Genomic DNA, 25418 nt, shown 5'->3' on the forward strand with positions numbered 1-25418 from the left:
TATTTTTTTACGGCCGCTTTTTGCAAGCACTTTTTTCGAGAAAAATTTTCGGCAGGAGAGATGGCGACATATGCGAGGATCGGAATCGCCGGCTTTAAACGCTGAAATTCATTGAATACGCACGCGCTGACGGAAAAGATCGGGTCGGCCCATGGCGTGAAAACTCCGCCCTTGCTAAGGGTGAGGCATGATCACACTTCGTCCCTCCGAGAGCCGCGACGCTTCCCGCATCCTCGAGATATGGAGCAAAGCAGTCGACGCCACCCACGGGTTCCTTCTGCCGGCGGATCGCGTCGCGATCGGGGAGGAAGTCGAAGCCTTTCTGCCGCAGGCGCCGCTCACGCTGGCGGTCGATGTTTCTGACCGCCCCCTCGGTTTCATGTTTCTGCATGAAGGGCACATGGAGGCGCTTTTCATCGATCCGGACCATCACGGCCAGGGCATCGGCAAGGTTCTGGTTCAGCGGGCGCTTGCGCTCCACCCCGCACTAACCACGGACGTCAACGAACAGAACGCCGGGGCCATTGGTTTTTACCGCCGGCTGGGATTCGAACCGACGGGACGCTCCGATCTCGACGGACAGGGGCGACCCTATCCGCTCGTTCATCTTCGATTTCGCGCAACGGAAAAATAGGCCGCAGGGATCGTCGGGGAGGATCAAGCCACGAACACCATAGTCCGCTTCGCAACCGACGATTTTCTGCCCGAACACCGCTTCGACCAATGGCGCGAAGTGCGCGGCAAAAGCCTGTTTGGCGTGACAATCGAGCTTGCGCGGGATCTCCGCCACAGCTTCCGGGGTTCGTTTCAGGCGCGCGCCGTCGCCGGCGCCGTGGTGACCGAGATGCGTGCTTCCTCTTACCGGGTGAACCGCACCGAAGCCGATATTGCCCGCATTGCCGGCGACAGCCTCTGCATCGGCCTGCAGGTCAGGGGCTCCGGCTTTCTGCATGCCGGTAAAAATCAGGTTCACGCGGTTGGCGGTGGCGATATCACCATCAACTATTCCGACTTGCCCTATGATGCGATACCGGGAAACGAGGCGGATTTTCACTACAGGATGCTGAAGATCCCCGTGGATTACCAGGTCATGCTCGGTCAGGCCACCGATGACCTGTTTGCGACGCGTTATGCGGAAAACAACAGTTTCTCCCTGCCCTTCCGGGCCCTCTTCAATGCGCTGAACGCCGACCCCGGCAGGCTCATCGATCCCGCCCGCGATGTCACCCATATCGCCCGGCTTGCCATGACGGCGCGCGGGCGGCTTTCGCCCGCCATGCCGGAGGTTCGCGCCGCGCTCAGGACCGGGCTCTGTTATGCGGCACAGGACATCATGATACGGAAAAAATCCCGGCAGAACCTGACCCCTGCCGCCGTCGCAAGGGAACTGGGCATTTCGCTTCGGCAATTGCATGTGGTTTTCGAGGGTGCCGAACTGTCGTTTTCCCGCACGCTCTCCTCCATGCGGATAGAGGAAGCGAAACGGTTGCTGCTGGCATTCCCCGCCTTGCCGGTCACGCAGATCGCCTATGGCTGCGGCTTCGACAGCCTCGCTACTTTCTACAGGGTATTTGCCGGCACCTATGGCATGACGCCCGGCGACGCCCGCGCTGCGGATATGCCGCCGGCTTAAAATTTCACCTCTGCGCGCAATGAGAAGACGCGCCATTTCAGCTCCTGTAAGGCCGATTGGATCATCCCATCCCGGAGCGCGGCCCATGAACAATTTTTTCGATTTTGCGATCTCCCGGTTGCCGACCGCGACAGCCGATTGCCGCAGGCCAGCGCCCGGCGAAATAGAGGCGATGCTGCAAAAAGAACCCTTCGCGGCGGCGCTGCGTCTGCTGGCGGGAAGTTTCATCGCCCTTTACGAAGGCTCGCCCGAGATGACCGCGCTTTTTGCGACACGCCAGAGCCGGCTTCTGTGTCACGCGCTTCTGGCGCTCTATTTTCAGAAATGTGGCGCCCCTGAAACAGGAGAGGGAGAAGCCGCGCTGACGCGGGAAGATTTCGGCCATCTGGCGCTTCGGCATGGGCTCGCCAGCCATAGTGTCGCTTATGCCTTCTTCAAAGAGGCGCTGAAACGCGGAATGACACGCCCGGCAGACCAATCCAGCAATGGGCCCGGCAATGGGGTCGTGCCTTCAGCCCCGGCGCTGGCGATGCTCGCCCAATGGTACGACGTGCATTTTCAGGCGCTGGATCTGCTCGACGAGGGCTTCAGGGCATCACGTTTCATCAAGCGGTCGGAGGCCATGCTTCCCCATATCCACCCCCGCGTATCGCAGGCGTTTCTGTCACATCCGGAGGTGCGCTGCCCCGGCCCGCTTTCCATCATCTTCAACTGGTTCGATGCCGGCGGACTGCTGATGGACCGCCTTATCGCCGGCATCGACTGGGAAAGGCCGACCGAACAGGGCAGGCGCCTGACCGATGTGGAAACCGTGACGCAGCTGGCGACATCTCTTTCCCTGTCGCGTATCCACATCGGCCGCAAGCTTGCGGCGGCCGAACTGATCGGCGGCATCGGCTGGAGCGGACGACGCGGCCGTTCCGCACTCTGGATTTCGCAGGGTTTTTACGAGGAATATGCCCGCATGCAGGCCCGCAAGCTCCTTATTCTCGATGAAGCCTTCATCGACTTCGCCTAAGGTGCGGGCAGGCTGCAGACCCTGCCATTCCGCTTGCCGGCCTCGCTCCGCGTGAATGCGGCATAACGGTTTTCGTCGATGGTTATGAGGGATATCCATTGACAAATCACAGGACTACAGCTTTTCTACGCAACATGCGTGAGATGTTGCGAGCATCGAAATTGCTGGCCCTGTTGTTTAGACTGGTGATGATACTGTCACTGGCTGGCTATAGTGTTTCCACCGTCAATGCCGCAATGCATCCTGCCGAAGCCGGTGGAATGCAGCACGATCAGTCCGCCATGATGGATCACGGCGCCTCAGCCATGATGTCCGACAGTCACGATCACAACGATATGGCCGAACAGAACGGCGGCGTCAAAAAGCCCGTCAAGCCGCAATGCTGCGGCGATTTCTGTCTCGGCATGGCTGTTCTGATCAGCCACGACACCATTGGCAGACCTGTCGTCAACAGCATCCGTTCCTTCCTCGACGACAGCAAGGCGCTGGGCCAGACCCCGCTCCTTCACCGCCCCCCGAATATCTGAACAGGCAAAGCCCGCCTTTGGGCAATGACCGTGCGTGAGCGGCTTTAGCGCCGCCGCGCCGTTGCATCTCCTGTTCGGAAAATACCCATGAACCCAATTTACATTGTGGTTGCGGCGCCCCTGCTTCTGGGCGGCTGCACAGCCACATCCATGATGAACGACGCCGCCTCCTATGACGACGCGGCAAACCCTTCGCTCGGCGCGGCCCCCATCCGCTATCAGACCCCGGTCGCGGGTTACACGCACCGCGCGCCGGCGGACCCGAAGCCCTGGCGTAACCAGAACGATGCGCAGGCTCCGAAAGGAGACGCATCATGACGATACTTACCTTCAAACTCGGAGCGAAAATCGCGACCACCCTTTGCCTGCCGTTTCTTCTCGGCGGCTGTGTCACGGCCGCCCAATATGCGTCGCGTGAAGCCGGTTTCACCAATGTTTCGGCCAGGACATCGGAGGCGACAGGCAAGCAGGCGGTCTGGGTGCAGAACCGGGCCGAGGCGCAGGCGACGCAGGCCCGCGTCAAATCGCTGATGGCCGCCGCCAAAAGTCTCGATGTCGAGACGGCGGTGCAGGTTGCGCTCCTGAACAACAAGGGCCTTCAGGCGGCCTATGCCGATCTCGGCGAATCCGCCGCCACCGCATGGCAATCGACCATGCTGGTCAATCCGCGGGTCGGCATCGGGCTGACGGGGATCGGCACCCCGGGGCTCAGGGCCTATCAGGCGATCGAGGGTGTCGTCGTCACCAATATTCTGGCGCTGGCCACCCTCAAGAAAAATGTCGAGATCGCCGATACCGGCTTCCGCAAGGCGCAGTTAGGCGCCGCGCTGAAGACGCTGCAACTGGCGGCCTATACCCGCCGCGCCTGGATTACCGCGGTGGCGGCATGGGAAAATGTCGGCCAGTTGGCGCAGGCGCAGACCGCGGCGGATGCCGCCTCCGAACTTGCCGTGAAACTCGGCGAGGCGGGTTCGCTCAACAAGGAGGGCCAGGCCCGCGAACAGGTCTTTTACGCCGAGTTGACCGGCCAGATTGCCCGAGCGCGGCTTGAGGCCCGTCTTGCCAAGGAGGAACTGACCCGGCTCATGGGACTGTGGGGAGCGGATATCGAATACACCATTCCCAACCGCCTGCCCCCGCTTCCGAAAGCGCTTACCAAACGGGACATGATCGAGGCCGAGGCGCTGCAGCGCCGCGTGGATCTGCAGATGGCAAAGCTCGATCTGGAGGCGACCGCCCGGTCGTTCAAGCTCACGGAAGCCACCCGATACGTGACCGATCTCGAAATCCGTTCCGGCTTCGGGACCGAGCGCGAGCTGGAAGACGGCGAAATCCACAAGCAGACCACCGGCAATGCCGAGCTGGAATTCGTCATTCCGATCTTCGATTCCGGTCAGGCGCGCATGCGGGAATCCGAACTTGCCTATATGCGCGCGGCGAACCTGCTGGCGGAAAAAGCGGTCAATGTCCGCTCGGAAGCCCGCTCCGCCTATCAGGCCTATCGCTCGAACTATGACATCGCCAGGCATTACCGCAACAGCGTGGTGCCGCTGCGCACCAAAATCGAGGAGCAGTCGCTGCTGACCTATAACGGCATGATCACCAACACCTTCGAGCTTCTGGCCGACAGCCGGGAAAAGGTCAATTCAAGCCTGCTCGCCATCAATGCGAAACGTGACTTCTGGCTCGCCGAGGCCAGCCTCGCTCCCGCCATTTACGGCGGCGGCACGGGTGCTGCGGCGGGCGCGGAGACCGAGGTTGCCGCCGCTGGCGGCGGCGGTGGCGGACACTGAGAAAGGAAACGACCATGTTTAACAGAAGAAACTTTCTGGGTGTCGGCGCCGCAATGGTCTCCTCGGCGGCCTGGGCGAAAACATCCAACACCGGCCTGCCGGAAGCGGCAGTGATGGAAACGGCTGCGACCCAGGCCCCGGTCAAGCCCACCACCGGCCCGGATTACAACCCCGTCGTCACCCTCAACGGCTGGACCCTGCCCTTCCGGATGAACAACGGCGTCAAGGAATTCCACCTTGTCGCCGAGCCGGTGGAGCGCGAAATGGCGGAGGGCATGACCGCCCGCCTCTGGGGTTATAACGGCCAGTCGCCCGGCCCGACCATCGAGGCCGTCGAAGGCGACCGGGTGCGTATTTTCGTCACCAACAAGCTGCCGGAGCATACGACCATCCACTGGCACGGCATGATCCTGCCGTCCGGCATGGACGGCGTCGGCGGGTTGTCGCAGCCGCATATCCCGGTTGGCAAAACCTTCGTCTACGAGTTCAATCTCGTGAAATCCGGCACCTTCATGTACCACCCGCATTCGGACGAGATGGTGCAGATGGCGATGGGCATGATGGGCTTCTTCGTGATCCATCCGAAGGACCCGGCCTTCATGCCGGTGGACCGCGATTTCGTGTTCCTCATCAATGCCTTCGACATCGATCCCGGTTCCTATGTGCCGAAGATCATGACCATGACCGACTTCAATCTGTGGTCATGGAACAGCCGGGTGTTTCCGGGCATCGATCCGCTGGTGGTTTCCAAGGACGACCGGGTGCGCGTGCGCGTCGGCAACCTGACCATGACCAACCATCCGATCCACATGCACGGTTACGATTTCGAGGTGACCTGCACGGACGGCGGCTGGGTGCGTCCCGAGGCGCGCTGGCCGGAGGTCAGCATCGACATCCCCGTGGGTGCGATGCGGGCCTATGAATTCGACGCCAAATATGTCGGCGACTGGGCAATCCATTGCCACAAGTCGCACCATACGATGAATGCGATGGGACATGACGTCCCGACCTTCATCGGCGTCGACAAGAAGAGCGTCGCGGAGAAAATCCGCAAGGTGCGGCCGGAATATATGCCGATGGGCACCGCCGGCATGGCCGATATGGGCGCGATGGAAATGGAAATCCCCGAGAATACCGTACCCATGATGACGGGTTGGGGTCCGCACGGCCCCATCGAGATGGGCGGCATGTTCTCCGTGGTGAAGGTCCGCGAAGGCATCTCCGCGGGCGATTACTCAGATCCCGGCTGGTACGAAAACCCGCCCGGAACCCAGGCCTGGGAATGGACCGGCGAGTTGCCGGATACGACCAAGACCAATGACCCCAAAACGCAGATCACGCCGAAACCGATGAAACACGGCTGATCGCGCAGACCCCAACCCCCACAAGAACCCCACTAAAATCAAGGAAACATGGAATGACCAAACTGAAAATTGCACTGCTTCTCACCGCTCTCGCCACGCCCGCCCTTGCGTCGGGCACCCACGGCGGCGGCCATGAGGCGATGGCGATCGGCGAACCGGGCGACAAGGCCAAGGTGACCCAGACCATTCAGGTGACGATGAAGGAAACGCCGGACGGCAAGATGCTGTTCACGCCCACCAAGTTCGACTTCAAGAAAGGCAAGACAGTCCGTTTTGTCGTGAAGAACGTCGGCGAACTGGACCATGAATTCATTCTCGACGAACAGAAGGCCAATCTGGAGCACAAGGCCGCCATGGAGAAGGCTCCGGAGATGGAGCACGACAATCCGAACGCGATCAGCCTCGCGCCCGGCGAAAGCGGCGAAATCATCTGGAAATTCACCAATGACGGCATGTTCGAATTCGCCTGCCTGAAACCCGGACATTACGAGGCCGGGATGCGCGGCGATCTCAAAGTTTCTGCAAAGTAACCCGGCAACAAAGGAATCTGACCATGAAGACCATCGTTAAAATCACCGTTGCAGCAGCACTCCTGCTCACCGCTCCCCTCAGTGCATTCGCAGAGGAATTCACCAAGGGAACGGTAAAGAAGGTCGATGCCGCAGCCAAGAAGGTCACCATCATCCATGAAGAACTGAAGAACCTCGACATGCCGGCCATGACGATGGTGTTCCGCGTCAAGGACGATGCAATCCTCGCCAAGCTCAAGGAAGGCGCCAGTATTGAGTTCGTCGCCGAACGCGCCGACGGCAAGCTGGTCGTCGCCCAGGTGAAATAAGGCCTCCGGTCGCTCGGCAAGAAACAGCAGGGGCAGCGGTTTTCCGCTGCCCTTTTTGATATTGGGCGGATGTGATTCCCCTCAGCCTTATTGTCCCGCAAATGGCCTTGTTTCCGCGGCGGGCCGTGCCCCTTCGGCCTTGCGCGAGAAGGCGGCGTCTATCGCCTGTCGGTTGTTCATGAACGGCCACTGTAGGAGAAGAAACACCGCAAGCATCAAGGGCCATGCAATCAGGACATCGGAGAGGAAGTGAGCGCCCATTGCTACCCTGTTCAGGGAGACAATCACGATGAATGGCGCCAGTATCGCGATGCCGATCAGGCGAAATTTCTCTGGCAGGAGAATGGTGAAGGCGAGAAGAGCGGCTGCGGAAGCGCTTTCACCGGAAGGAAAAGAGCAATTTCGGGCGCAGCCACCGTCAAGGGAAAGAACCGGTGTAAACAACAGGTCTCCCCCGAACTCGCCGAGATGGCGCGGTCTTGCCCTGCCAAACGCGTTTTTCAGCATATGAACCGTGGCACCCGGTCCCAGAGCAAAAAAGACGCCAATAAGCAGCAGCTTGTGCGGTGGAAAAACCCGGGGGAGGCCGCCCGAAAATGGCATGAGGACAAGGATGCACACCAGCCCCGACAACAAAACCGGCGGAAGCATGCGGTTCAGATCTCGGACGGAAACCAGGAACTCGTCCTCGCCAAGGTGGAAACGGTCCGTCCAGAATTGCCGGCTCACCTCAAGATCGATATCCGACCTGATCGTGAAGACGATCATCATCGCTAGAGCGACCAGAAGAGCCAGCAGGGAGGAACTGCCGGCGGCCCGCAAAAAAGCCTGACGGGCGACATGGATGGCGCCTGCGCGAAATTTCGACCTCCGGGTCCAATTCCGCTTTTTCCGGTCGGTTTTACTGGCGAGAGGCTGGTGCATGGCCAGTTCTCTTCCGCAGAAATGTCAAGGCTTTGCGGAGAAAGAGACAAGACTGCAAGGAAAGCGGCACCGATAGTGTTTATTCGGGGATGGAGGCTCTTGCCCGATGTTTCGCATCCGCTTAGCGTCCCGGCGTTACCACGGCTACAGAAGCAGATTTGCGGATCGAGTATGGACAAAGGGCTTATTCTGATCGTCGAAGACGACCCCGATATTATTCAGATTCTGGACGCCTATCTTATTCGCGAAGGATACAGAACCGTCAGGGCGAGCGACGGAGAAATAGCGCTGACGCATTTCTCCATGTTGAGACCGGATCTGGTTCTCCTCGACATTCGCCTGCCGAAGTTCGATGGCATCGAGGTGTTGAACCGCATCCGGCGGGAACGGGATACGCCTGTCATCATGGTGACCTCCCTTGCGGAGGATATGGACAAGCTGACCGGCCTTCGCCTCGGCGCTGACGATTACATCGTCAAACCTTTCAATCCCCATGAATTGATCGCGCGGGTGAATGCCGTGCTGAAACGCACGCGACAGCCGGCCGCCGGCGGGGTCTTGCGCTTCGGGGCCATCGAAGTGGACACCGAAGCCTATGTCGCGGCCGTTTGCGGCGATGGGGGCCGGACCGTTCTACCCCTGACGCTGAGCGAGTTCAGGATACTCGCCCATATGACGCGCCGCCCCACCCACGCCTTTCAGCGCGCCGATATTCTGGATGCCTGCCTGCCGGAAAGCGATGCGCTGGCGCGCACCATCGACACGCACATCGCCAATCTGCGCAAGAAACTGGCGGATCATGGCGCCTGCGGTTATCTGGTCTCGGTGCGCAGCGTCGGTTATCGGCTGGCCGGGGAGCAGAAACCATGAAACTCTGGCGGCTCAGCCTGAGCACCATGACGGCGATCACAATCACGACGATGCTGATTTTTGCGGTCGCGATGGTCTATCACGGCGTCTCCTGGTATGGGGACAACATTCAGGAGCGCGCCCTTGCCAAGCTGTCGCCCGATGCCGCCAAGGCTTTTTCGGATATCGACCGGGGCGTGATGCCGGACCAGCAGCAGCTCCGGGCTCTTGTCGAGGTTTTGCCCAGGATAGAGGACGAGGCTGACGACGAGCTTCTCGCCTCGGTCTTCGGATTCGGCCTGCTCGGTGTCCTGCTGTGCAGCCTGCTCGGCTATTTCATCTCCCGGCGCATTGCCGCGCCGCTTGAGAAGCTTACCATCGCCACGCGGCGCATGGCATCCGGCGATTTCAGCAGCGGCGAGACCGTCAGGGCGAACCACATCGTCGAAATCGCGTTTCTGGTCGACAGTTTCGACACGCTGACGCGGGAACTCCAGATGATGGAGCGCCGGCTGAAGTTCAACACGATGGCGGTGGCCCACGAATTGCGCACCCCGCTGACGATCCTGCAGGGCCGTTTGCACGGCATCGCGGACGATGTCTTTCCGCTCGACAAGCAAGCCATTCGCCACCTCATCGTCCATGTGGAGGGGCTGGCGCGTCTTGTCGATGATTTGCGCACACTTTCCCTGGCAGAAACCAACAGCCTCGTCAAAGACACACAACCGCTTGATCTTGCCGCCGAATGCGCGGCCGTGGCTGAAGCGGCGCGGCCGCTGATGGATGAGGCCGGCATCGATATCGATATGTCGCTGGAGCCCGCACCCATTTGCGGCGACCGCCAACGCCTTCGGCAGCTATTGCTGATCCTGATGGACAATGTGCGCCGCTATGCGGCGAGCGGCAAATTTCTGCGCTGTTCGACCGGGCTTCAGGATGGGCGGCCCTTCGTCGCGATCGAGGATAAGGGGCCGGGCTTTCCCCCCGGCGTCGAGGCACACGGCATCGAACTCTTCTGGCGGATGGAACCGTCACGCGCGCGCAAAACCGGTGGCACGGGCCTCGGCCTTTCGATTGCCCGTGCAATCGCTCGGGCGCATGACAGCGATCTGCAGATAAAGACACGACCGGACGGCGGAGCCATCGTGACGGTTGTCTTTGGGAAAACCTCCTGAAATCTCCCGGCCAACCGTCTCTTTGCGGTTGCTTGTTTTGCGCTGAGGCAACAAACCGGTCTTCACGTAGGGCAGGCCGTTTCTCGACAGAATCTTGACAATTCTGGCGCATGCCCCGGCTGAACGCCATGTTCTGCCGGAAGCCCATTTATGTCGCGCATTCAAGATGTTGCCGTTCTGGCAGAGAAACTCCCGGTCACGGATGATGTGGCCCAGACGGTTTCGGAAACACCCCGTTTTTTGTTGCTCTGGAGAATTATGACCTTTCCCCGGCGCGCCTACTGGAAGCGGGCGGTCCTTTTCTGGCTGCGTTTTGCGGCCAATCCATTGGTCACCTTTCGGTGGTGGCGGTTTCTGGCGGATTTTTCAGCAGAGCGAAAATTGCCGCTCCCGCATGACGACCTTCTCCAGAAACCCCTGTCGAAACTGCTCATCAATAAAGTTTCCCGGAAGAGACGGCTGGTTTTTCTCATGGATAATTTCGCAATTGCGGACCGGCATTTTTCCAGGAGCGTCATGGCCGGGCTGTGGGCGGGAAAAACCATTGATATGGGCACGGTTCGCGGCCGGAATGATGAATATCGATGCATACTGGCGCTCGCGGATTGCTGCGGCGGCCGGCACGAGGGTGCTTTTTCAGTCAGACTCATTCGCAGCCATGACAACACCATTCTCTGGACAGCAACATTCACTTTCGTTGAAGGACGCGAGACACAGAACCACACGATTGTCGTTGGCGGCATGCAGGGTCCGCGCGCCGCGAAAGAGCAAATGGTGTCGATGACGCGCGACCTCTCGGGGCTTCGTCCGAAGGAGGCTGCACTCATGGTTCTGCAAGGCCTCGCCGCCGAGGGTGCACATGGCTATTTCGCTGTCGCCCATTCCAGGCACCCCATCCGTTACCGGCGCGCCCGGCGGCAAAAAATGATGGTTTCGGACATCGATGCTTTCTGGCGGGAACGCTCTGGCGAGCCGGATGAAATATTCGGTTTCAAAGTACCCTTCTCCAGCCTAGAGGGTGGAGATAAACGCAGCCATATGAAGCTCACTTTTTTCAACCTCGGCAAACGTCTCGCCGAGGCCAGAATAAACGAAAGCGCCTGAGGCTCGTCCCAGGTTGCCTGGACGTCGCGCTAGTCATGAGCAGGTTTTCGCGCCGGACCGAAGATCATGAAACTGATGGCGGCAAGGAACCAGACGCTTATGCCGGCATAAAGCATGACCAGACCAAAACCGTCCGCAAGCGCCTGATGGACGAGCTCTTGCGAAACACCCTGCGCAGAAGTGCCGGCGGTGCCCGCCGCGATCTTTTCCGCAAGCGACTGCAACGCCTCGATATCCGCAGCGGATGGCAGGTTTGCCCGAAGCGAAGCCCGGACGCCCTCGACCAGAATGAAACCCATGATCGGGATATTGATGGCGAGCGAGATCATGCGTGCGCTCATGTCGATGCCCGAGGCCATGCCGGAACGGGCGGGGGAAACCGCCCCCGTGGTGGTGTTGGTAACAGGCGTATTGGTCAGCCCGAGCCCGATACCGGCGAGGATGCAGCCGGGCAGCATGGTGAGCCAGTTCGCATTTTCGATGCCGCTTCCCGATTTCATCAGCATGAAACCGAGGCCGATGGTAAACAGCCCGGCCGGAATGACGAAGCGCGGCTGGTAGCGCAGCGACAGCCGCTCCGCCAGCGGCGGCACCACCAGCGCCGGCAGCGTATAGGCAAGCAGGCCGAGGCCGGCGGTGACGCTGTCATAACCGAGGCCCGCCTGAAACCAGATCGGCAGATAGATCATGAACGGCCAGAAGCTGATATTCATCGCCGCAGAACCGATGATCGCCCCGGAAAAAGGCCGGATGCGGAACACAGAGAAGTCGAACATCGGTCTTGAACTAAGCTTTTCAGCAATCACGAAGGCAATGAAGCTAGCAGCCGCGACACCGAGGATCAGAAGCGCCGCCGGGCTCACAAAACCGAGCGCGGGCCCCTGGGTGATGAAAAAGGCAAGGCAGAAAACGGCGACCGAAAGGGTGACCATGCCGGCAAGATCGAGACGCGCCGCCTCCGGATCGCGCGATTCTCCGACGCCGCCCGTGGCAAGCAGCCATGTTCCCGCGCCAAGCACGACGTGAACGAGGAACACCCATTCCCAGCTCCACAGCGCAACGATGGCGCCGCCGATGATCGGGCCGAAGCCCAGCCCCACGCCCGAGACGATGCCCCACCAGCCGAACGCCATCCCGCGTTCGCGGGCCGTGCGGAACTGATGCGACAGGATGGCGATCTGGCACACCAGCATCGCCCCGCCGCTCAGCCCCTGAAGGAAACGGGCGCCGATCAGCACCGAGACGTTTTCCGTCATTCCGCAGGCCAGAGAGGAAAGCGCGAAAGCGACGATGCTGGCGATAAAGACACGTTTGCGGCCGAAGCGATCTGCCAGCGCGCCCGTCGCCATCAGCACCATCGTCACGCCGATGGTGTAGGCGTTCATGATCCACTGAAGCTGGCGGAAATCCGCATGCAGCACCTGTTCGAGTGTTGGCAGGATCGCCGGAACGCTGGAGATTTCCAGTCCGAACATCAGGGCGGAGAGACAAACGGCAGCAAGCGCCATGGCGCTTCTGCTGCTTGCGGGTGCTGCAACGGCAAGGGTCATTCTTCAGCCTTTCATGGGTCGGCCCGCACTTGCGAAAACCGATCAGTGGAGGAGGCACGCTAGACAAAGCTTGACCATAACTGAATTGGATGATTGGCTATTTCAGAGACAACAAATTGGAATAATCGATATGAGCACGCTGGATGTGGAGGCCGTCGAGGCCTTCGTTACCATCGCCGATATGCAGAGCTTCACCCGCGCTGCCGAAGCGCTCGGCACCACACAGGGCGCCATCAGCGTCAAGCTCAAGCGGCTGGAAGACAGGCTCGGCCAGCGGCTGCTCGAACGCACACCGCGCTCAGTGCGGCTTTCGGCGCAGGGCGCGGTGTTTCTGGCGCCCGCCCGCGAGTTTCTCGCCGCGCATGACCGGGCGCTGGCGGGTCTTTCCTCCCCGCGCCGTCGTTTCGGCCTTGGCATTGCCGCCCATGTGGCGGGACCGGAGGTTCCGACCCTTCTTGCACGCCTCAACGACCATGACCCCGGGCTTACGATCGAAGTGCGCATGGATCATTCCCGATCCCTGCTGGACGCCTTCGACCGCGGGGAGATCGACGCGGCAATCATCCGGCGCGAGGACGACCGGCGCGACGGCGAGGTGCTCGGGCCGGAACATTTCGGCTGGTATGCAACCCCGCAGTTCGAACACCGTCAGGGTGAACCGCTGCGGCTGGCGGCGCTCTCGCCCGCCTGTGGCGTGCGTGACATCGCCACCCGCGCCCTGGACGCGGCTGCGATTGCGTGGACGGAGGTGTTTCTTGGCGGCACATCGTCGATGGTGACCGCCGCCGTCTCGGCCGGGCTCGCGGTTTCCGCCTTCTCTTCCCGCCTTGCACCGCCCGGCACGGTGGAGGTCAGTCAGCGTTTTGGCCTGCCGCCCCTGCCCTCCACGGAAATCATCATGTTTTCCACCCTCACGGACAGCAGATCCCGGGAAGCCTTACGCACGCTTGCCGCCGCCTTTCGCGAACATCGGCCGGGATCGTGACGCAATCCGTCTGACACCGGCTAAACACCGAACACCTCCGGCGTCAGTTTTCCGCCCTTCAGCAGATGTTGCAGCGTATAGGAAACCGAAAGCGCATCATCGAGCGCATCGTGCCCCTGCAATGGCGGATGCTCGACACCGTAATAATCGGCCAGCCTGTTGCTCGGCGTTTTTGCCAGATCCTCCAACGGCATTCCCACTGCAAGCAGAAGTTTGACGGCATTGTCGAAACGGTTGGCAGGGATGGGTGGCTGGATGCCGGCGACATAACAGCTGATCGCCACCATATTCAGCTCGTCCTTACCCCATGACCAGCACTGGGCACCTTCCGAGAAACTGTCGAAGCTTGAAAGGGCCTCCTGCAATGGAACGCCTTCCGCATCGATGATCTCCCCCGTGATCCCCGTCAGCCGGGTGAAGAACGGATCGATCGCATATCTTTCGCCATGACGGTCGACCGGACATATATAGGCCTTATAGGTCCCCAGAAGCGGAAAAAGCCGGCATTCGACGGGTCCCGCCTCAGCCTCGACCGCAAATTTCCCCCTCTGCTTGTCGACAATTCCGGACGGAAAAATTAGCATCGCGCGAAACGCCGCAGCGGAGCAATCATGTCACTTCCTCAGAAAATCGGTTTTATCGGAACGGGAGCCATCACCGATGCAATGGTCAGGGGCCTGCTCGCCAGACCTGCCGCCGTGCCGCATGTCATGGTGTCCCAGCGCAGTGCCGATATCTCGGCGAGACTTGCCGCCGATTTCCCGCAGGTGATCGTCTCCGGCGACAATCAGGCAATCGTCGATGGCTGCGATACCGTCATGCTGGCTATCCGGCCGCAGATCGCTGAAGAAGTCATCCGGCCCCTGCGGTTCCGGGACGGGCAGAAGATCGTCAGCGTCGTTGCCGCAACCGGCCGTGAGGCGCTTCTGGAGTGGATCGGCGCGGATGTGCGTCTCAGCCAGGCGATCCCGCTGCCCTTCGTTGCCCGGCGCAAGGGCGTCACCGCCATTTATCCTGCCGATATGGATACAGCTGCTATCTTCAACGTGCTCGGCAATGCGGTGGAATGCGAGACCAAGGCGGAATACGATCTTTTGGCCGCCGCCAGCGCTCTGATGGCCACCTATTTCGGCATCATGCAAACCACGACGGAATGGCTTGCCGAGAACGGTCTGCCGGAAGAAAAGGCGCGCGCCTATCTCGCGCCCCTCTTTGCCGGCCTGTCCGAGGTGGCCATGCTTGCCGGCAGCAGAACGGATTTCATCGATCTCAGCCGTGAATTCGCCACCAAGGGCGGCCTCAACGAGCAGGTGCTGCTGGATTTCGACGGCAAGGGCGGTTCAGGGGCCCTGAAAGATGCACTGAGCCGTGTGCTGGAGCGGATCACGCAATAACGAAAAAGGGGCCTTTTCGGCCCCTTTCCGTTTTACGCCTTCCCCGGACGGTTGATTGTGAGGAAGTGCCGCACCACCGGCTTTTCCAGCCCGGAATGATAAGCCAGCACCTTGCCCTGCAAATCCGCATCTGCATGGGAAACCCGCTTGTGTTGACGCAGATGCTCGGCCCAGGATTCCACCATGAACCATTCGACGATCTTCTGCGGATCGGCGGAGTCCTCCGTCACACCCCAGCCATAGGCGCCATCGCGGCGACGTTCCTGGGAAAGCTCGTCCAGTGCATGCAGGAAAGCGGAGCGGTGATGCTTTTCGACATTATATTCGATGAGGATGAGAACCGGGCCGCGATCATGGGCCACCGGCTCGGCCACGAGCGGTTCGGGCCAATGGTTGGACGGCACCATATCCGCATCGCCCGCAGGCAGTTTCAGGCGGTGCATGACGAGGCCCGCAACCAGCAATCCCGCAGCGCCGATCAGCAACGCACCCGGCACGCCTGTGGCTTCACCAACAGCACCCCAGCCAAGGCTGCCTGCCGTCATCGCGCCATTGAAGACGGTGAGGTAGACGGCAAGGCCACGGCCACGCACCCAGTTCGGCAGAACTGCCTGGGCTGCGCCATTCAGCGTCGTCAGCGCCGTGATCCAGGCACCGCCGAGAAACAGCAGGATGACGATGGCAAGCCATTTTGGCGGCGCGAAGGACAGCCCGGCCATGACGAGCGCGGTGGTGAGAGCCGCACCCAGCAGCAGGGCATCGGCATCGAACCGTTCGCGCAGCTTCGGCATGACCAACGCACCGCCGATGGCGCCTGCCCCGACAGCGCCGAGCAGGATACCGTAGAAGCTGGCATCTCCGCCGAGCAATTGCCGGGCGACCAGAGGCAACAGCGCCCAGACGGCACTGGCGAATGCAAAGAAGATCGCAGCCCGCAGCAGGACGACATGCAGCGGCCGGCTGGCGCGGGTATAACGAAGGCCCGCCCGGAATGCGCCGAAGAAACCTTCGGCCAGTGCATCATTGGCGTTCTTTGCCCGCGGCCACCATAGAAGCGCGGCGATGACCACGAAATAGCTTGCGACATCGGCGCCATAGGTGAAGGCCGCCCCGAAGGCCGCAAGAAGGATGCCGCCGGCGGCGGGACCGATGGAACGGGCGATGTTGATGCCCAGCGAATTCAGCGCCACGGCGCTTTTGATATCCTCACGTTTCACCAGTTCCGGCACGATGGCCTGCCAGGTCGGCCCCATCAGCGCAGCGCCGATGCCGCCGAGGAAGGTGAGCCCGATCAGCGCGCTGACGGACAAAAGGCCCGTATGGGAAAGAACCATGAGGGTGACGCTGACCGAGGCCAGCAGAAGCTGCACCGCGATCAGGAACTTGCGGCGGTCGAGAATGTCGGTCAGCACGCCGGCCGGGATCGCCAGAAGAAAGATCGGCAGGGTTCCGGCCGCCTGAACCATGGCGACGGCCGCCGGCGAGGCCGAAAGATCGGTCATCAGCCATGAACTGGCGACATCGCGCATGAAGCTGCCGGTATTGCCGAGCACCGTCGCCGCCCAGAGAACAGCGAAAACCGGTTGCGCAAGGGGAGCAAAGCTGCTCGCGGAGGTTTTTGCGGCACTCATTTGCCTGTTCCTTTCGTGAGATCGATTGCGGCGACGATGATGAAGGCACCGGCAAGGCCAAGATGTTCGAAGAAGGCGTTGGTGACCATCATGCGGTCCATGCCGGGCGCCATTTCCCAGAAGCGGAGAGCGATGAAGGTGGCGAGAAGCGTGAAGCCTGCAAGCGCCAGCGCACCGGCCCAGCGCAGGAAGCCCGACACCACCAGTGCGGAGGCGGTGAGCTCGAACAGGATGACGACGACAGCGAATGCGACCGCCGGCTGAAGGCCAAAATGGTTCATCTCCGCAATCGCGCCGGGAAAGTCGAAGATCTTGGTCAGCGGCCCCTGAATATAGGCCGAGCAGAGCGCCAGAAGCGCTAGGGTTTTTGTGGCGGGTGCGGCAACGATATCCGCGAGAAGCCCGCGAAGGCGAAAGGTTGAAGACGGCTCGGTCATTTGTTGCTCCTGCGATCTGGCCGGTCGGTTCGAGCGGCGCTGCGTTCATCTGATGGAGCGATATTGGCGCAAAGGATTACCGCCAACAATTGCATCAATAGTTTCGATATAATTGCGTAATTTGCAACATTATCCCATTCACGCTCGGCCGGGCAGCAGCTATCCGCTGCCCGGTGGATATTTGTGCTGGCCGGGCTCAGACTGCCCAGCAGGAGCAGCCCAGCGCTCCGAAAAAGCCCTTCAGATCGGCAATCGGCAATTTCGACGTCCATGCGCCGGCGTGGTCGTGGCCGTGAACGCCGCAATCATTGGCGCAGCCGCAGGAGGAGATCGCAGCCCGTCTGAGTGAATTCTTTCCAGCGCCCTGCGGCTCACCCCAGGCGGCATAACCGCCGAAGGTTCGCACAGGCGACCAGTCGGGCATCGCCGGCGGAATATTGCTTTCATCCAGTGCCTTGAAGTCACCGGCGCCATAAACGATCTTGCCGCCCACCATGGTCAGTTCCGAGGTGAGGAAGGAAATCTCATCTTCCGCGCAGGAGAAATAATCCTTGTCCGGCACCACGAGATCGGCGAACTGGCCTTTTTCGATGCGGCCCTTCTTGCCCTCCTCGTTCGAGAACCAGGTGACTTTTTCGGTCCACATGCGCAGAGCCGTCTCGCGATCGAGGCAATTGGCGCGCGGATAAAGCTGCATGCCACCGACCGTCTTGCCCGTCACCATCCAGAACAGCGACACCCAGGGATTATAGGAGGCGACACGCGTTGCATCCGTACCGGCCGAAACATTCACGCCCTTTTCCAGCATTCTCGCAATCGGCGGTGTGGCTTCCGCCACGCCCTGACCATAACGCTCGACGAAATATTCGCCCTGATAGGCCATGCGGTGCTGGGTGGCGATACCGCCGCCAAGGGCTGCGATACGGTCGATGGAGCGGTCGGAGATGGTTTCGGCATGGTCGAAGAACCAGTTCAACCCTTCGAGCGGGATATCCCGGTTGACCTTTTCGAAGACATCCAGCGCCCGCGAAATCGTCTCGTCATAGGTGGCATGCAGACGCCAGGGCCAGCGGTTTTCCGCCAGAATCCGGACAACGTCTTCAAGCTCGCCTTCCATCTCCGGTGGCATATCGGGCCGCGGCTGACGGAAATCCTCGAAATCGGCAGCGGAAAAGACCAGCATTTCGCCCGCACCATTGTGCCGGAAATAGTCGTTGCCCTGCTTGTATTTGACCGATTGCGTCCAGTTGAGGAAATCCTCCTTCTCCTGTTTCGGCTTCTGCGTGAAGAGGTTGTAGGCCAGCCGAACCGTCATCTGGTTCTCATCCGACAGCTTCTGGATCACCTCGTAATCGTCAGGATAATTCTGGAAGCCGCCGCCGGCATCGATCACGCCGGTCACGCCCAGCCGGTTCAGCTCACGCATGAAGTGGCGGGTGGAATTGACCTGATAGTCGAGCGGCAGCTTCGGCCCCTTGGCAAGCGTCGAATAGAGGATGCCGGCATTCGGCTTGGCGAGCAGCAGGCCGGTCGGATTGCCGTTGGCGTCGCGGGTGATCTCGCCGCCGGGCGGGTTCGGCGTATCCCTAGTGTAACCGACGGCGCGAAGTGCCGCACCGTTCAGCAGCGCCCGGTCGTAAAGATGCAGCAGGAAGACCGGCGTATCCGGCGCCACCGCATTGATCTCCTCGATGGTCGGCAGGCGCTTTTCAACGAATTGATGCTCGGTGAAACCGCCCACGACCCGCACCCATTGCGGGGCCGGCGTGATCGCCACCTGCCGCTTCAGCATGTCCATGGCATCGGCAAGCGAGCGCACGCCGTCCCAGCGCAGTTCCATGTTGAAGTTCAGGCCACCGCGCACGACGTGGGTGTGGTTGTCGATCAGGCCGGGCAGAACCCGCTTGCCCTTCAGGTCGACGATCTTCGTATCCGACCCGGCAAGGGCCATGACCTCGGCATCGCTTCCGACTTCCAGGAACAGGCCATCCTTGATGGCGACTGCCGTTGCATTGGGATTGCCGCGATCAAGCGTCGTGACGCGGCCGTTGTGAAGGATCGTATCTGGATGCATGGAAGAACCTCCGGTCTTGATGGGATCAGCGGCCTTAGCCGGTGAAAACAGATTCGGAAAGGCAAGGCTCGAGGCCGCGCCAAGAAAGGTGCGTCGTGTCGGCATCAGCTTCTCTCCCGGTTGATCGGCTGTTTAACTTCGGCGAGACCCGTGGTTTCAGCGCCACCCTTCGGCATATGGCCGAACATGTGCGGCTTGATCTGGTTGATCCACGAAACGACGGCCGGTTCCTTGCCGGCAATCGTCTTTGCGAAAGGAATGATCTGCTCTCCAACCAGGATGCCGAGCAGACCGACGAGAGCGATGACGGGCGGTGCGGGAGAACGCACATTGAGCAGGCTGTAAACGATACCGACCAGCAGGCCAGCGCCAAGGGACAGAAGATAGACTTTCATGGGAACCTCCGGATGGGTGAAAGCCGCACCGGGCTGGATGACGATCCTGCCGGCGCGGCGTGGTTGAAAGCTTATTTCTTGGCCGGGTTGGGGCCGATGCGCTTGCCGTGCTTGACGCGTTCTTCACCGCCATGGACATGGGTGACGGCATAGTCGATGCCCATGCCGTAGGCGCCGGAATGTTCCTTCACCAGCGAGGTGACGGCGTCATAGGTTTCCTTGCGCGCCCAGTCGCGCTGCCATTCGAGTAGCACCTGCTGCCAGGTGACGGGAATGATGCCGGCCTGCACCATGCGGTCCATGGCATATTTATGCGCATCGAGAGAGGTGCCGCCGGAAGCGTCCGCCACCATGTAGATCTCGTAATCTGCGACATCGTGGAGTGCGGAGAGCGCAAAGGTGGTGTTGCACACTTCCGTCCACAGGCCGGAGACGACGATCTTCTTGCGGCCACCGGCGGCGTTCTTCGCCAGCGCATCGCGGACATTCTGGTCATCCCAGGAATTCATCGAGGTACGCTCGAGAATGTCGTTTTCCGGAAAGACCGCAAGCAGTTCCGGGAAAGTGTTGCCGGAGAAGCTTTCCGTTTCGACCGTGGTGATGGTCGTCGGAATGTTGAAAATCTTTGCCGCCTTGGCGAGGCCGACGACATTGTTCTTCAGGGTCTGCCGGTCGATGGACTGCACACCGAAAGCCATCTGCGGCTGCTGGTCGATGAAGATGAGCTGGCTGTTGGCGGGGGTAAGGACTTCGAGCTTGGACATTTTCAGTTCTCCGTTCAGGTGGTGGTTGCCGATCTACGGCGGTGGAAATTGAGAAGGCTTCGCCGGCCGGCTGCCCGGCAGGGGCAGCCGTCTTGAAAAGCGAGGGTATCTTGGTCAGTGGATGCGGATCAGAGACCCGCTTTACGCTGCAAGCGGAGCGAGGTTCGCCTCGATCTGGTTGCGGAAAGGCTCGTAGCGGCTCGGCAGCTTGAGCGCTTCGCCCAGATGCGCGGTATCCTCGTCGCGATCGAAACCGGGCTCATTGGTGGCGACCTCGAACAGGATGCCGCCCGGCGTGCGGAAATAGATCGCCCAGAAATAATCGCGGTCGATGACGGGCGTGACCTGATAACCCGTATCCATCAGCGCCTTGCGCACTTCCAGCTGCTTCTCGCGGTTTTCGACTGCGAAGGCGATATGGTGGACCGAGCCCGCTCCCGAACGGGCAAAGGGTGTCTTGGGCAGGGCCGCAAGATCGATCGTATCTGCCCCGTTGCCCCCGGGAATGACGAAACGCGTCACATTGCCTTCAACATCAGTCCGCTCATAACCCATGAAACGCAGCAGTTCTTCGGTTGCGGCGGTGTCATGCAAATTGAACCGTGCGCCGGTGAAACCGCGTATGGCGTTGTCTTCGGAAATTCCCTCGGCCAGCCAGGCGGCACGGGCGTCGTCGCCTGTTTCGATCAGAGCAAGGCCATCGCCATCGGGGCCGGTGAAGCGCAGGCGATTGGCGCCGAAGACCGTGTCGGCCTGAATGCCGGCAGCGCCTTTGGCGAGGAGACGCTCTTTCCAGAAACCCAGCGAACCCTTCGGAATGGAAAACTGCGTCTCGCCCACCTCGCCGACGCCGGGACGGCCGGCCATCATGTTGGCGAAGGGAAAATAGGTCATGACCGTGCCGGGCGTTCCCTTTTCGTCGCCGTAATAAAGGTGATAGACGCTGGGTTCGTCGAAGTTGACGGTTTTCTTCACCCGGCGCAGGCCGAGCGTATCAGTGAAGAAACTGTTGTTCTGCCGGGCGTCCGACGCCATGGAGGTGACGTGGTGCAGGCCCTTGATATCCTTGATCATCGTCGGCGCCTTTCATCTTTGGTGTGTCCGTTTCGATGGACAAAGATGTAACCCGCTTGATTGCATCGCGGAATTGCAATATTTTTCTCGAATGAATTGCGATTTTTGAAATAATGGCGATGAACGATCATAAAGCTCTCAAAACCTTTCTGATGGCGGCCGAAAAGCGCAACTTCGCGCAGGTCGCCCGCGAACTGGGCATGACGGCAGCCGCCGTCACCCGTGCTATTGCCGCGCTTGAAGACGATCTCGGTGTGCAATTATTCGTCCGCACCACCCGGCAGGTTTCCTTGACGACGGACGGGGCGATCTTCGCCGCACAGATCCAGCCCGCTGTCGAGGCGCTGGAGAATGCCCGGCGCGATGTCCGCAACGCCCATAAGGCGGATGAGGGGCGGCTGAGGATCAGCGCGCCGACATGGCTCGGCAAGACGGTGCTGCCGCCGATCCTGTCCGGTTTCCGGGAGCTCTATCCGAAAATGTGCTTCGAGATTTCGCTCTCGGACGGCCTGATCAATATCGTGGATGACGACTACGATCTGGCAATCCGCATTTCGTCCGCCCCATCGGACAAATTCACCATCTGGCGCAAGATCAGGGCCGTGCCGAGAATATTGGTGGCGGCCCCAGGCAGCCGGTTTACGCAGATGGAGCATCCGGGCGAGCTGACCCCTGACGATTGCCTTGCCTATAGCGGTGAAAGCCGGCGGGAGAACTGGGTCCTGTCGGACGGCGGATCGAGCATCACCATATCGGCCGGCCGGGCATTTAGCGCCAATAGCGGCGAGGTTCTGGCCGATATGGCAGCGGAAGGCGCCGGTGTGGCCCTGCTGCCGGGATTTAATATCGCCGAACATATCCATAGCGGCCGGCTCGTTCATGTGCTGCCCGGCTGGGTGCCACCCGAACTCTGGCTGACGCTTTATTATCCGCCCTATCAGGCGCTGCCACCCCGTATTGCGACTTTCTCGAAATTTTTTGAAGAGCAGTTGCCGGCACATATGGTGATGCTGGACTAGAGCCGGCAGCACTGACAGTGCCGACGCGCACGAGCGCGCCGCCTGAGGCGAAAAATAATGTGACGGCAGCCACGGCTGCCGTCACATCTTTATGATCGCCTTCTACGCCAGATGCTGATTGAAGAAAGCGGCGATCCGGTCGAACGGGATCTTGTCGGCGCGGTCATAAAGGTCCGTGTGGTTGGCGTCCGGAATGATCACCAGCTCCTTCGGTTCGGCAGCCGCGGCGAAAGCGGTCTCGCTGAAATAGAGGGAATGCGCCTTTTCCCCATGGATGAACATCACCGGCCGCGGCGATATTTCGGCGATATAAGTCAAGATTGGCATGTTCATGAATGACAGCGGTGTCGTCTGCGTCCAGGCATTGCCGGAGTTGACGGCGCGCGCATGGTAACCGCGCGGTGTCCGGTAATAGTCGTGATAATCGATCAGGAACTGCGCTTCGCCACCCTTGAGATCGTTATAAGGGGGTTGATAGGCGGGGCTTCCCTTTTCCGCATCCTGCCAGCGCTGCCGGCTCATCTGCTCCAGCGCCTGCGTGCGTTGTTCGAGGGTAACGCTGTCGTTGTAGCCTTTGGACATCACCCGCGTCATGTCATACATGGTGCTGGCCACGACTGCCTTCACGCGCTTGTCCACCGCCACGGCATTCAGCGCCATGCCGCCCCAGCCGCAGATGCCGATGACACCGATGCGCTCGCGATCCACGTAGGATTGCAGCCCGATATAGTCGACCGCGGCACTGAAATCCTCTGTATTGATATCCGGCGACGCGACGTTCCGGGGCTCACCACCGCTTTCTCCGGTATAGGACGGATCGAACGCCAGCGCGGCAAATCCGCGCTCCGCCATGGTCTGTGCATAAAGGCCGGACGACTGTTCCTTCACGGCACCAAAGGGACCGCTGACGACAAGAGCAGCCAAAGGCGCAGCTCCGCGGTTCTTTGGCAGGTAAAGATCGCCTACGAGAGTAATGCCGTATCGGTTCCTGAACGAGACCTTCTGGTGGTCGACATTGTCGCTCTTCGCGAAGACCTTGTCCCACGAAGAGGTTTGGGCGAACGCCTGCGTCGCACCCGCCACCTGCACCATGCCCATTGCGGCGGCGACGATGCCCGTTGCCTTCATCAGGTTGCGCCTGCCGGTATTGCAGGTTTCACTCGTTTCGATTGGCTTGCTCATGCTGGGAACTCCTGGGGTTCGGTTCATTGGACGCGTTCAATACGCAGCGGAAATTCCCCAGGGATATGAAGCGCTTCGTAGCCTTGATCGAAGCGTCCCAGCCGAATGAGGCCGGGATGCCTGTAGTCGGCATAGAACATCGCGAGATTGCCCCAGGGCATGTAATAACAAAGGTCGTAACGCCGCTCGTTGTCGAACGGACCATGGCCTTCGACTGTCAACTTTCGAGGGAGGTAGGCGATCTTCTCATTGGAGCCGAAGTCGGCGATCTTGAGATCGAGCGGAAGCATGGATGCAAAATCGCGCGCCGACGGATTGTCGTAGAGCGTCGCGATCATTGTGTTTTCTCCGAAAGTCAGCTTGATCTTCAAACCGGTCTTCTCCTGATTGTCGGCGCCGCTTTTGCTGAGGACTCGCCCGGGCAGGATGAACGCGGCGGCCATCGCCAGCAGGATGCGTCGGGCAGGAACCATCGGGCGCACCTTCATGACGGCTTCCGCGCCAGCCGCCAGGCGACAAAAGACGCGAGCGAGGAGCAGCAGAGCAGCAATGCGCTCAATGTGAAGGCGGACCACCAACCGAAACTGTCGAATAAAATTCCACCGACCGAGGCCCCCGCCGTGATCGCCAGTTGAATGACGGCAACCTGAAGCCCGCCGCCGGCCTCGGCATCGTCGGGCAGAATGCGGCTCAGCCAGGTGCCCCAGCCAACCGGTGCGGCGGTTCCAAGAAAACCCCAGCCGACAAGGGCGGCGATGACTGGACGTTCCGCTTCGCCAAAGACGACCATGGAGAGCGCGATACCGGCCATCATCATCGGAATGACCACAAGAATGCTGAAGAGACGGCGTTGCAGCAGTCGACCGATGACCCATGTTCCGACCGCCCCGGCCAGTCCCATGATCAGAAACAACAGTGACAGCACCGTGATTTCGACCCGCGTGACCCGTTCGAGAAAGGGCCGCAGATAGGTGAAAAGTGCGAACTGGCCCATGAATAACAGCAGGATCGCGATCATGCCCGCTGCGACGGCTGGACGTCCAAGCAGCCTGAAGATAGTCGTGGATGCGCGGTCGCGCCGCGGCGGGAGTTCCGGCAGGACGATCCATTGCCATAGGAGTGCAAGCAGGCCGATCGGCACGACAAGAAAGAAGGCGCCGCGCCAGCCGATATAGGCGCCCAGCAGGCTGCCGAGCGGGGCGGAAACCGTTGCCGCAACCGCATTGCCGGCATTCAGCAGGGCAAGCGCCTTCGGCACCTGGGCATGGGAGACAAGACGCATCACGATGGCGGTGGACATCGACCAGAAGCCGCCGATCGAAATGCCGAGCAAGGCGCGGCCAAGCATCAAAACCGGAAAAGACGGTGCAAGGGTGACCACGATTCCGGACAACATCAGCAGCGCCGTCAGGCCGAGCACGACAAGGCGCCGGTCGAGCCGCCGGGTCAGGCCGGCAATGAACAGGCTGGTGATGACCGCAAAGATGCCGGAGACGGAGATCGCCTGCCCCGTATTGCCTTCCGAAACACCGAGATCGGCAGCGATCGGCGTCAGCAGGCTGACGGGCATGAATTCCGAAGCGATCAATACGAAGGCGCAGAGCGTCATGCAAAGCACGGCGCTCCATGCCGCGCGCCTGCTGCCCATCTCTTCGTCATAAGTGAGTGCCATTCGCCCAGATCCCACT

At 60.6% G+C, this 25418-nt stretch carries 27 protein-coding genes; 15 read left to right on the plus strand and 12 right to left on the minus strand.

Annotated elements, in window-relative coordinates:
• Positions 1-187: 187 nt before the first annotated feature.
• The 9 genes from RAC79_RS16060 to RAC79_RS16100 all read left to right on the plus strand — a co-directional run bounded on the left by RAC79_RS16060 (position 188) and on the right by RAC79_RS16100 (position 7173).
• Positions 188-634, plus strand: coding sequence for an acetyltransferase (locus RAC79_RS16060; RefSeq protein ID WP_374997274.1), 447 nt, complete (start codon positions 188-190; stop codon positions 632-634).
• 99 nt (positions 635-733) lie between these two features.
• Positions 734-1633: an AraC family transcriptional regulator gene (locus RAC79_RS16065; protein ID WP_162934207.1), complete on the plus strand. Its 900-nt coding sequence runs from the start codon at positions 734-736 to the stop codon at positions 1631-1633.
• Positions 1634-1718: 85 nt separating this feature from the next.
• On the plus strand, positions 1719-2651 hold the full coding sequence (locus RAC79_RS16070) for a hypothetical protein (RefSeq protein WP_374997275.1): 933 nt from the start codon (positions 1719-1721) through the stop codon (positions 2649-2651).
• Between the two features lie 134 nt (positions 2652-2785).
• A complete protein-coding gene (locus RAC79_RS16075; protein WP_174040183.1) occupies positions 2786-3178 on the plus strand; it encodes a hypothetical protein in 393 nt (130 codons plus the stop codon).
• Between the two features lie 87 nt (positions 3179-3265).
• Positions 3266-3496: a hypothetical protein gene (locus RAC79_RS16080; protein WP_125146140.1), complete on the plus strand. Its 231-nt coding sequence runs from the start codon at positions 3266-3268 to the stop codon at positions 3494-3496.
• Positions 3493-4971, plus strand: coding sequence for a TolC family protein (locus tag RAC79_RS16085; protein WP_374997276.1), 1479 nt, complete (start codon positions 3493-3495; stop codon positions 4969-4971). Before RAC79_RS16080 ends, RAC79_RS16085 begins: the two co-directional genes overlap by 4 nt.
• A 14-nt stretch (positions 4972-4985) precedes the next feature.
• Positions 4986-6335 (plus strand): multicopper oxidase family protein, encoded by a 1350-nt coding sequence (locus RAC79_RS16090; RefSeq protein ID WP_374997277.1) that lies wholly within the window; start codon positions 4986-4988, stop codon positions 6333-6335.
• 53 nt (positions 6336-6388) lie between these two features.
• Positions 6389-6865 carry a plastocyanin/azurin family copper-binding protein gene (locus RAC79_RS16095; RefSeq protein WP_065657440.1) on the plus strand — a complete coding sequence of 159 codons (477 nt, stop codon included), beginning with the start codon at positions 6389-6391 and terminating at the stop codon, positions 6863-6865.
• Between the two features lie 23 nt (positions 6866-6888).
• On the plus strand, positions 6889-7173 hold the full coding sequence (locus RAC79_RS16100) for a copper-binding protein (RefSeq protein WP_174037208.1): 285 nt from the start codon (positions 6889-6891) through the stop codon (positions 7171-7173).
• An 87-nt stretch (positions 7174-7260) separates the two neighbouring features.
• Here the strand turns inward: RAC79_RS16100 and RAC79_RS16105 are convergent, their stop codons facing one another.
• Complete coding sequence (locus tag RAC79_RS16105; RefSeq protein ID WP_374997278.1) at positions 7261-8097, minus strand: phosphatase PAP2 family protein; 837 nt, start codon at positions 8095-8097, stop codon at positions 7261-7263.
• A gap of 171 nt (positions 8098-8268) precedes the next feature.
• Between RAC79_RS16105 and RAC79_RS16110 the strand changes: the two genes are divergently transcribed.
• The 3 genes from RAC79_RS16110 (at position 8269) to RAC79_RS16120 (ending at position 11225) form a co-directional block, all read left to right on the plus strand.
• Positions 8269-8967 (plus strand): response regulator, encoded by a 699-nt coding sequence (locus RAC79_RS16110; protein ID WP_003522071.1) that lies wholly within the window; start codon positions 8269-8271, stop codon positions 8965-8967.
• Positions 8964-10121 (plus strand): ATP-binding protein, encoded by a 1158-nt coding sequence (locus tag RAC79_RS16115; RefSeq protein ID WP_374997279.1) that lies wholly within the window; start codon positions 8964-8966, stop codon positions 10119-10121. The genes RAC79_RS16110 and RAC79_RS16115 overlap by 4 nt, the downstream gene beginning before the upstream one ends.
• Positions 10122-10271: 150 nt before the next feature.
• Positions 10272-11225 (plus strand): DUF535 family protein, encoded by a 954-nt coding sequence (locus RAC79_RS16120; protein WP_374997280.1) that lies wholly within the window; start codon positions 10272-10274, stop codon positions 11223-11225.
• A 29-nt stretch (positions 11226-11254) separates the two neighbouring features.
• Here RAC79_RS16120 and RAC79_RS16125 read toward each other — a convergent pair whose 3' ends face one another.
• Positions 11255-12775, minus strand: coding sequence for an MFS transporter (locus RAC79_RS16125; RefSeq protein WP_374997281.1), 1521 nt, complete (start codon positions 12773-12775; stop codon positions 11255-11257).
• A gap of 130 nt (positions 12776-12905) precedes the next feature.
• On the opposite strand from RAC79_RS16125, the gene RAC79_RS16130 reads away from it, so the two are divergent.
• The gene (locus tag RAC79_RS16130) at positions 12906-13760 is read left to right on the plus strand and encodes a LysR family transcriptional regulator (RefSeq protein WP_003522061.1); all 855 of its coding nucleotides are present in this window, start codon (positions 12906-12908) and stop codon (positions 13758-13760) included.
• A 20-nt stretch (positions 13761-13780) separates the two neighbouring features.
• Here RAC79_RS16130 and RAC79_RS16135 read toward each other — a convergent pair whose 3' ends face one another.
• A complete protein-coding gene (locus RAC79_RS16135; RefSeq protein WP_236781203.1) occupies positions 13781-14344 on the minus strand; it encodes an exonuclease in 564 nt (187 codons plus the stop codon).
• A gap of 27 nt (positions 14345-14371) precedes the next feature.
• On the opposite strand from RAC79_RS16135, the gene RAC79_RS16140 reads away from it, so the two are divergent.
• Entirely contained in the window at positions 14372-15154 is a 783-nt protein-coding gene (locus RAC79_RS16140) for a pyrroline-5-carboxylate reductase (protein ID WP_078053710.1), read from the plus strand.
• Positions 15155-15186: 32 nt separating this feature from the next.
• Here RAC79_RS16140 and RAC79_RS16145 read toward each other — a convergent pair whose 3' ends face one another.
• The 6 genes from RAC79_RS16145 to RAC79_RS16170 form a co-directional block, all read right to left on the minus strand.
• Entirely contained in the window at positions 15187-16785 is a 1599-nt protein-coding gene (locus tag RAC79_RS16145) for an MFS transporter (protein ID WP_078053711.1), read from the minus strand.
• Positions 16782-17222 carry a DoxX family protein gene (locus RAC79_RS16150; RefSeq protein ID WP_142845953.1) on the minus strand — a complete coding sequence of 147 codons (441 nt, stop codon included), beginning with the start codon at positions 17220-17222 and terminating at the stop codon, positions 16782-16784. The genes RAC79_RS16145 and RAC79_RS16150 overlap by 4 nt, the downstream gene beginning before the upstream one ends.
• Before the next feature lie 196 nt (positions 17223-17418).
• Positions 17419-19401 (minus strand): amidohydrolase, encoded by a 1983-nt coding sequence (locus RAC79_RS16155; protein WP_142845952.1) that lies wholly within the window; start codon positions 19399-19401, stop codon positions 17419-17421.
• On the minus strand, positions 19401-19691 hold the full coding sequence (locus RAC79_RS16160; protein WP_065657451.1) for a XapX domain-containing protein: 291 nt from the start codon (positions 19689-19691) through the stop codon (positions 19401-19403). The genes RAC79_RS16155 and RAC79_RS16160 overlap by 1 nt, the downstream gene beginning before the upstream one ends.
• 71 nt (positions 19692-19762) lie before the next feature.
• Positions 19763-20455 (minus strand): hydrolase, encoded by a 693-nt coding sequence (locus RAC79_RS16165; RefSeq protein WP_078053714.1) that lies wholly within the window; start codon positions 20453-20455, stop codon positions 19763-19765.
• A 141-nt stretch (positions 20456-20596) separates the two neighbouring features.
• On the minus strand, positions 20597-21529 hold the full coding sequence (locus RAC79_RS16170; protein WP_374997282.1) for a VOC family protein: 933 nt from the start codon (positions 21527-21529) through the stop codon (positions 20597-20599).
• Between the two features lie 119 nt (positions 21530-21648).
• Between RAC79_RS16170 and RAC79_RS16175 the strand changes: the two genes are divergently transcribed.
• Entirely contained in the window at positions 21649-22548 is a 900-nt protein-coding gene (locus RAC79_RS16175; RefSeq protein WP_125146127.1) for a LysR family transcriptional regulator, read from the plus strand.
• Positions 22549-22650: 102 nt separating this feature from the next.
• On the opposite strand, the gene RAC79_RS16180 is transcribed toward RAC79_RS16175, so the two are convergent.
• Genes RAC79_RS16180 through RAC79_RS16190 form a run of 3 tightly spaced genes read right to left on the minus strand, consistent with a single transcriptional unit; the run spans position 22651 to position 25402 of the window.
• Positions 22651-23730 (minus strand): alpha/beta hydrolase, encoded by a 1080-nt coding sequence (locus RAC79_RS16180; RefSeq protein WP_078053717.1) that lies wholly within the window; start codon positions 23728-23730, stop codon positions 22651-22653.
• 23 nt (positions 23731-23753) lie between these two features.
• Positions 23754-24218 (minus strand): cyclophilin-like fold protein, encoded by a 465-nt coding sequence (locus RAC79_RS16185; protein ID WP_374997283.1) that lies wholly within the window; start codon positions 24216-24218, stop codon positions 23754-23756.
• Positions 24215-25402: an MFS transporter gene (locus RAC79_RS16190; protein WP_374997284.1), complete on the minus strand. Its 1188-nt coding sequence runs from the start codon at positions 25400-25402 to the stop codon at positions 24215-24217. The genes RAC79_RS16185 and RAC79_RS16190 overlap by 4 nt, the downstream gene beginning before the upstream one ends.
• Positions 25403-25418: the final 16 nt, after the last annotated feature.

Origin of the sequence: Agrobacterium sp. LR_9, from assembly GCF_041954855.1 — a bacterium.
Lineage (GTDB): Bacteria > Pseudomonadota > Alphaproteobacteria > Rhizobiales > Rhizobiaceae > Agrobacterium > Agrobacterium leguminum.

Coding starts and splice junctions, on each gene's coding strand:
- RAC79_RS16130 (WP_003522061.1), top strand. CDS start 12,906: ATGAGCACGCTGGATGTGGAGGCCGTCGAGGCCTTCGTTACCATCGCC.
- RAC79_RS16160 (WP_065657451.1), bottom strand. CDS start 19,691: ATGAAAGTCTATCTTCTGTCCCTTGGCGCTGGCCTGCTGGTCGGTATC.
- RAC79_RS16060 (WP_374997274.1), top strand. CDS start 188: ATGATCACACTTCGTCCCTCCGAGAGCCGCGACGCTTCCCGCATCCTC.
- RAC79_RS16070 (WP_374997275.1), top strand. CDS start 1,719: ATGAACAATTTTTTCGATTTTGCGATCTCCCGGTTGCCGACCGCGACA.
- RAC79_RS16095 (WP_065657440.1), top strand. CDS start 6,389: ATGACCAAACTGAAAATTGCACTGCTTCTCACCGCTCTCGCCACGCCC.
- RAC79_RS16085 (WP_374997276.1), top strand. CDS start 3,493: ATGACGATACTTACCTTCAAACTCGGAGCGAAAATCGCGACCACCCTT.
- RAC79_RS16090 (WP_374997277.1), top strand. CDS start 4,986: ATGTTTAACAGAAGAAACTTTCTGGGTGTCGGCGCCGCAATGGTCTCC.
- RAC79_RS16175 (WP_125146127.1), top strand. CDS start 21,649: ATGAACGATCATAAAGCTCTCAAAACCTTTCTGATGGCGGCCGAAAAG.
- RAC79_RS16155 (WP_142845952.1), bottom strand. CDS start 19,401: ATGCCGACACGACGCACCTTTCTTGGCGCGGCCTCGAGCCTTGCCTTT.
- RAC79_RS16100 (WP_174037208.1), top strand. CDS start 6,889: ATGAAGACCATCGTTAAAATCACCGTTGCAGCAGCACTCCTGCTCACC.
- RAC79_RS16185 (WP_374997283.1), bottom strand. CDS start 24,218: ATGAAGGTGCGCCCGATGGTTCCTGCCCGACGCATCCTGCTGGCGATG.
- RAC79_RS16080 (WP_125146140.1), top strand. CDS start 3,266: ATGAACCCAATTTACATTGTGGTTGCGGCGCCCCTGCTTCTGGGCGGC.
- RAC79_RS16110 (WP_003522071.1), top strand. CDS start 8,269: ATGGACAAAGGGCTTATTCTGATCGTCGAAGACGACCCCGATATTATT.
- RAC79_RS16180 (WP_078053717.1), bottom strand. CDS start 23,730: ATGAGCAAGCCAATCGAAACGAGTGAAACCTGCAATACCGGCAGGCGC.
- RAC79_RS16115 (WP_374997279.1), top strand. CDS start 8,964: ATGAAACTCTGGCGGCTCAGCCTGAGCACCATGACGGCGATCACAATC.
- RAC79_RS16145 (WP_078053711.1), bottom strand. CDS start 16,785: ATGAGTGCCGCAAAAACCTCCGCGAGCAGCTTTGCTCCCCTTGCGCAA.
- RAC79_RS16075 (WP_174040183.1), top strand. CDS start 2,786: ATGCGTGAGATGTTGCGAGCATCGAAATTGCTGGCCCTGTTGTTTAGA.
- RAC79_RS16170 (WP_374997282.1), bottom strand. CDS start 21,529: ATGATCAAGGATATCAAGGGCCTGCACCACGTCACCTCCATGGCGTCG.
- RAC79_RS16150 (WP_142845953.1), bottom strand. CDS start 17,222: ATGACCGAGCCGTCTTCAACCTTTCGCCTTCGCGGGCTTCTCGCGGAT.
- RAC79_RS16125 (WP_374997281.1), bottom strand. CDS start 12,775: ATGACCCTTGCCGTTGCAGCACCCGCAAGCAGCAGAAGCGCCATGGCG.
- RAC79_RS16135 (WP_236781203.1), bottom strand. CDS start 14,344: ATGCTAATTTTTCCGTCCGGAATTGTCGACAAGCAGAGGGGGAAATTT.
- RAC79_RS16190 (WP_374997284.1), bottom strand. CDS start 25,402: ATGGCACTCACTTATGACGAAGAGATGGGCAGCAGGCGCGCGGCATGG.
- RAC79_RS16165 (WP_078053714.1), bottom strand. CDS start 20,455: ATGTCCAAGCTCGAAGTCCTTACCCCCGCCAACAGCCAGCTCATCTTC.
- RAC79_RS16140 (WP_078053710.1), top strand. CDS start 14,372: ATGTCACTTCCTCAGAAAATCGGTTTTATCGGAACGGGAGCCATCACC.
- RAC79_RS16120 (WP_374997280.1), top strand. CDS start 10,272: ATGTCGCGCATTCAAGATGTTGCCGTTCTGGCAGAGAAACTCCCGGTC.
- RAC79_RS16105 (WP_374997278.1), bottom strand. CDS start 8,097: ATGCACCAGCCTCTCGCCAGTAAAACCGACCGGAAAAAGCGGAATTGG.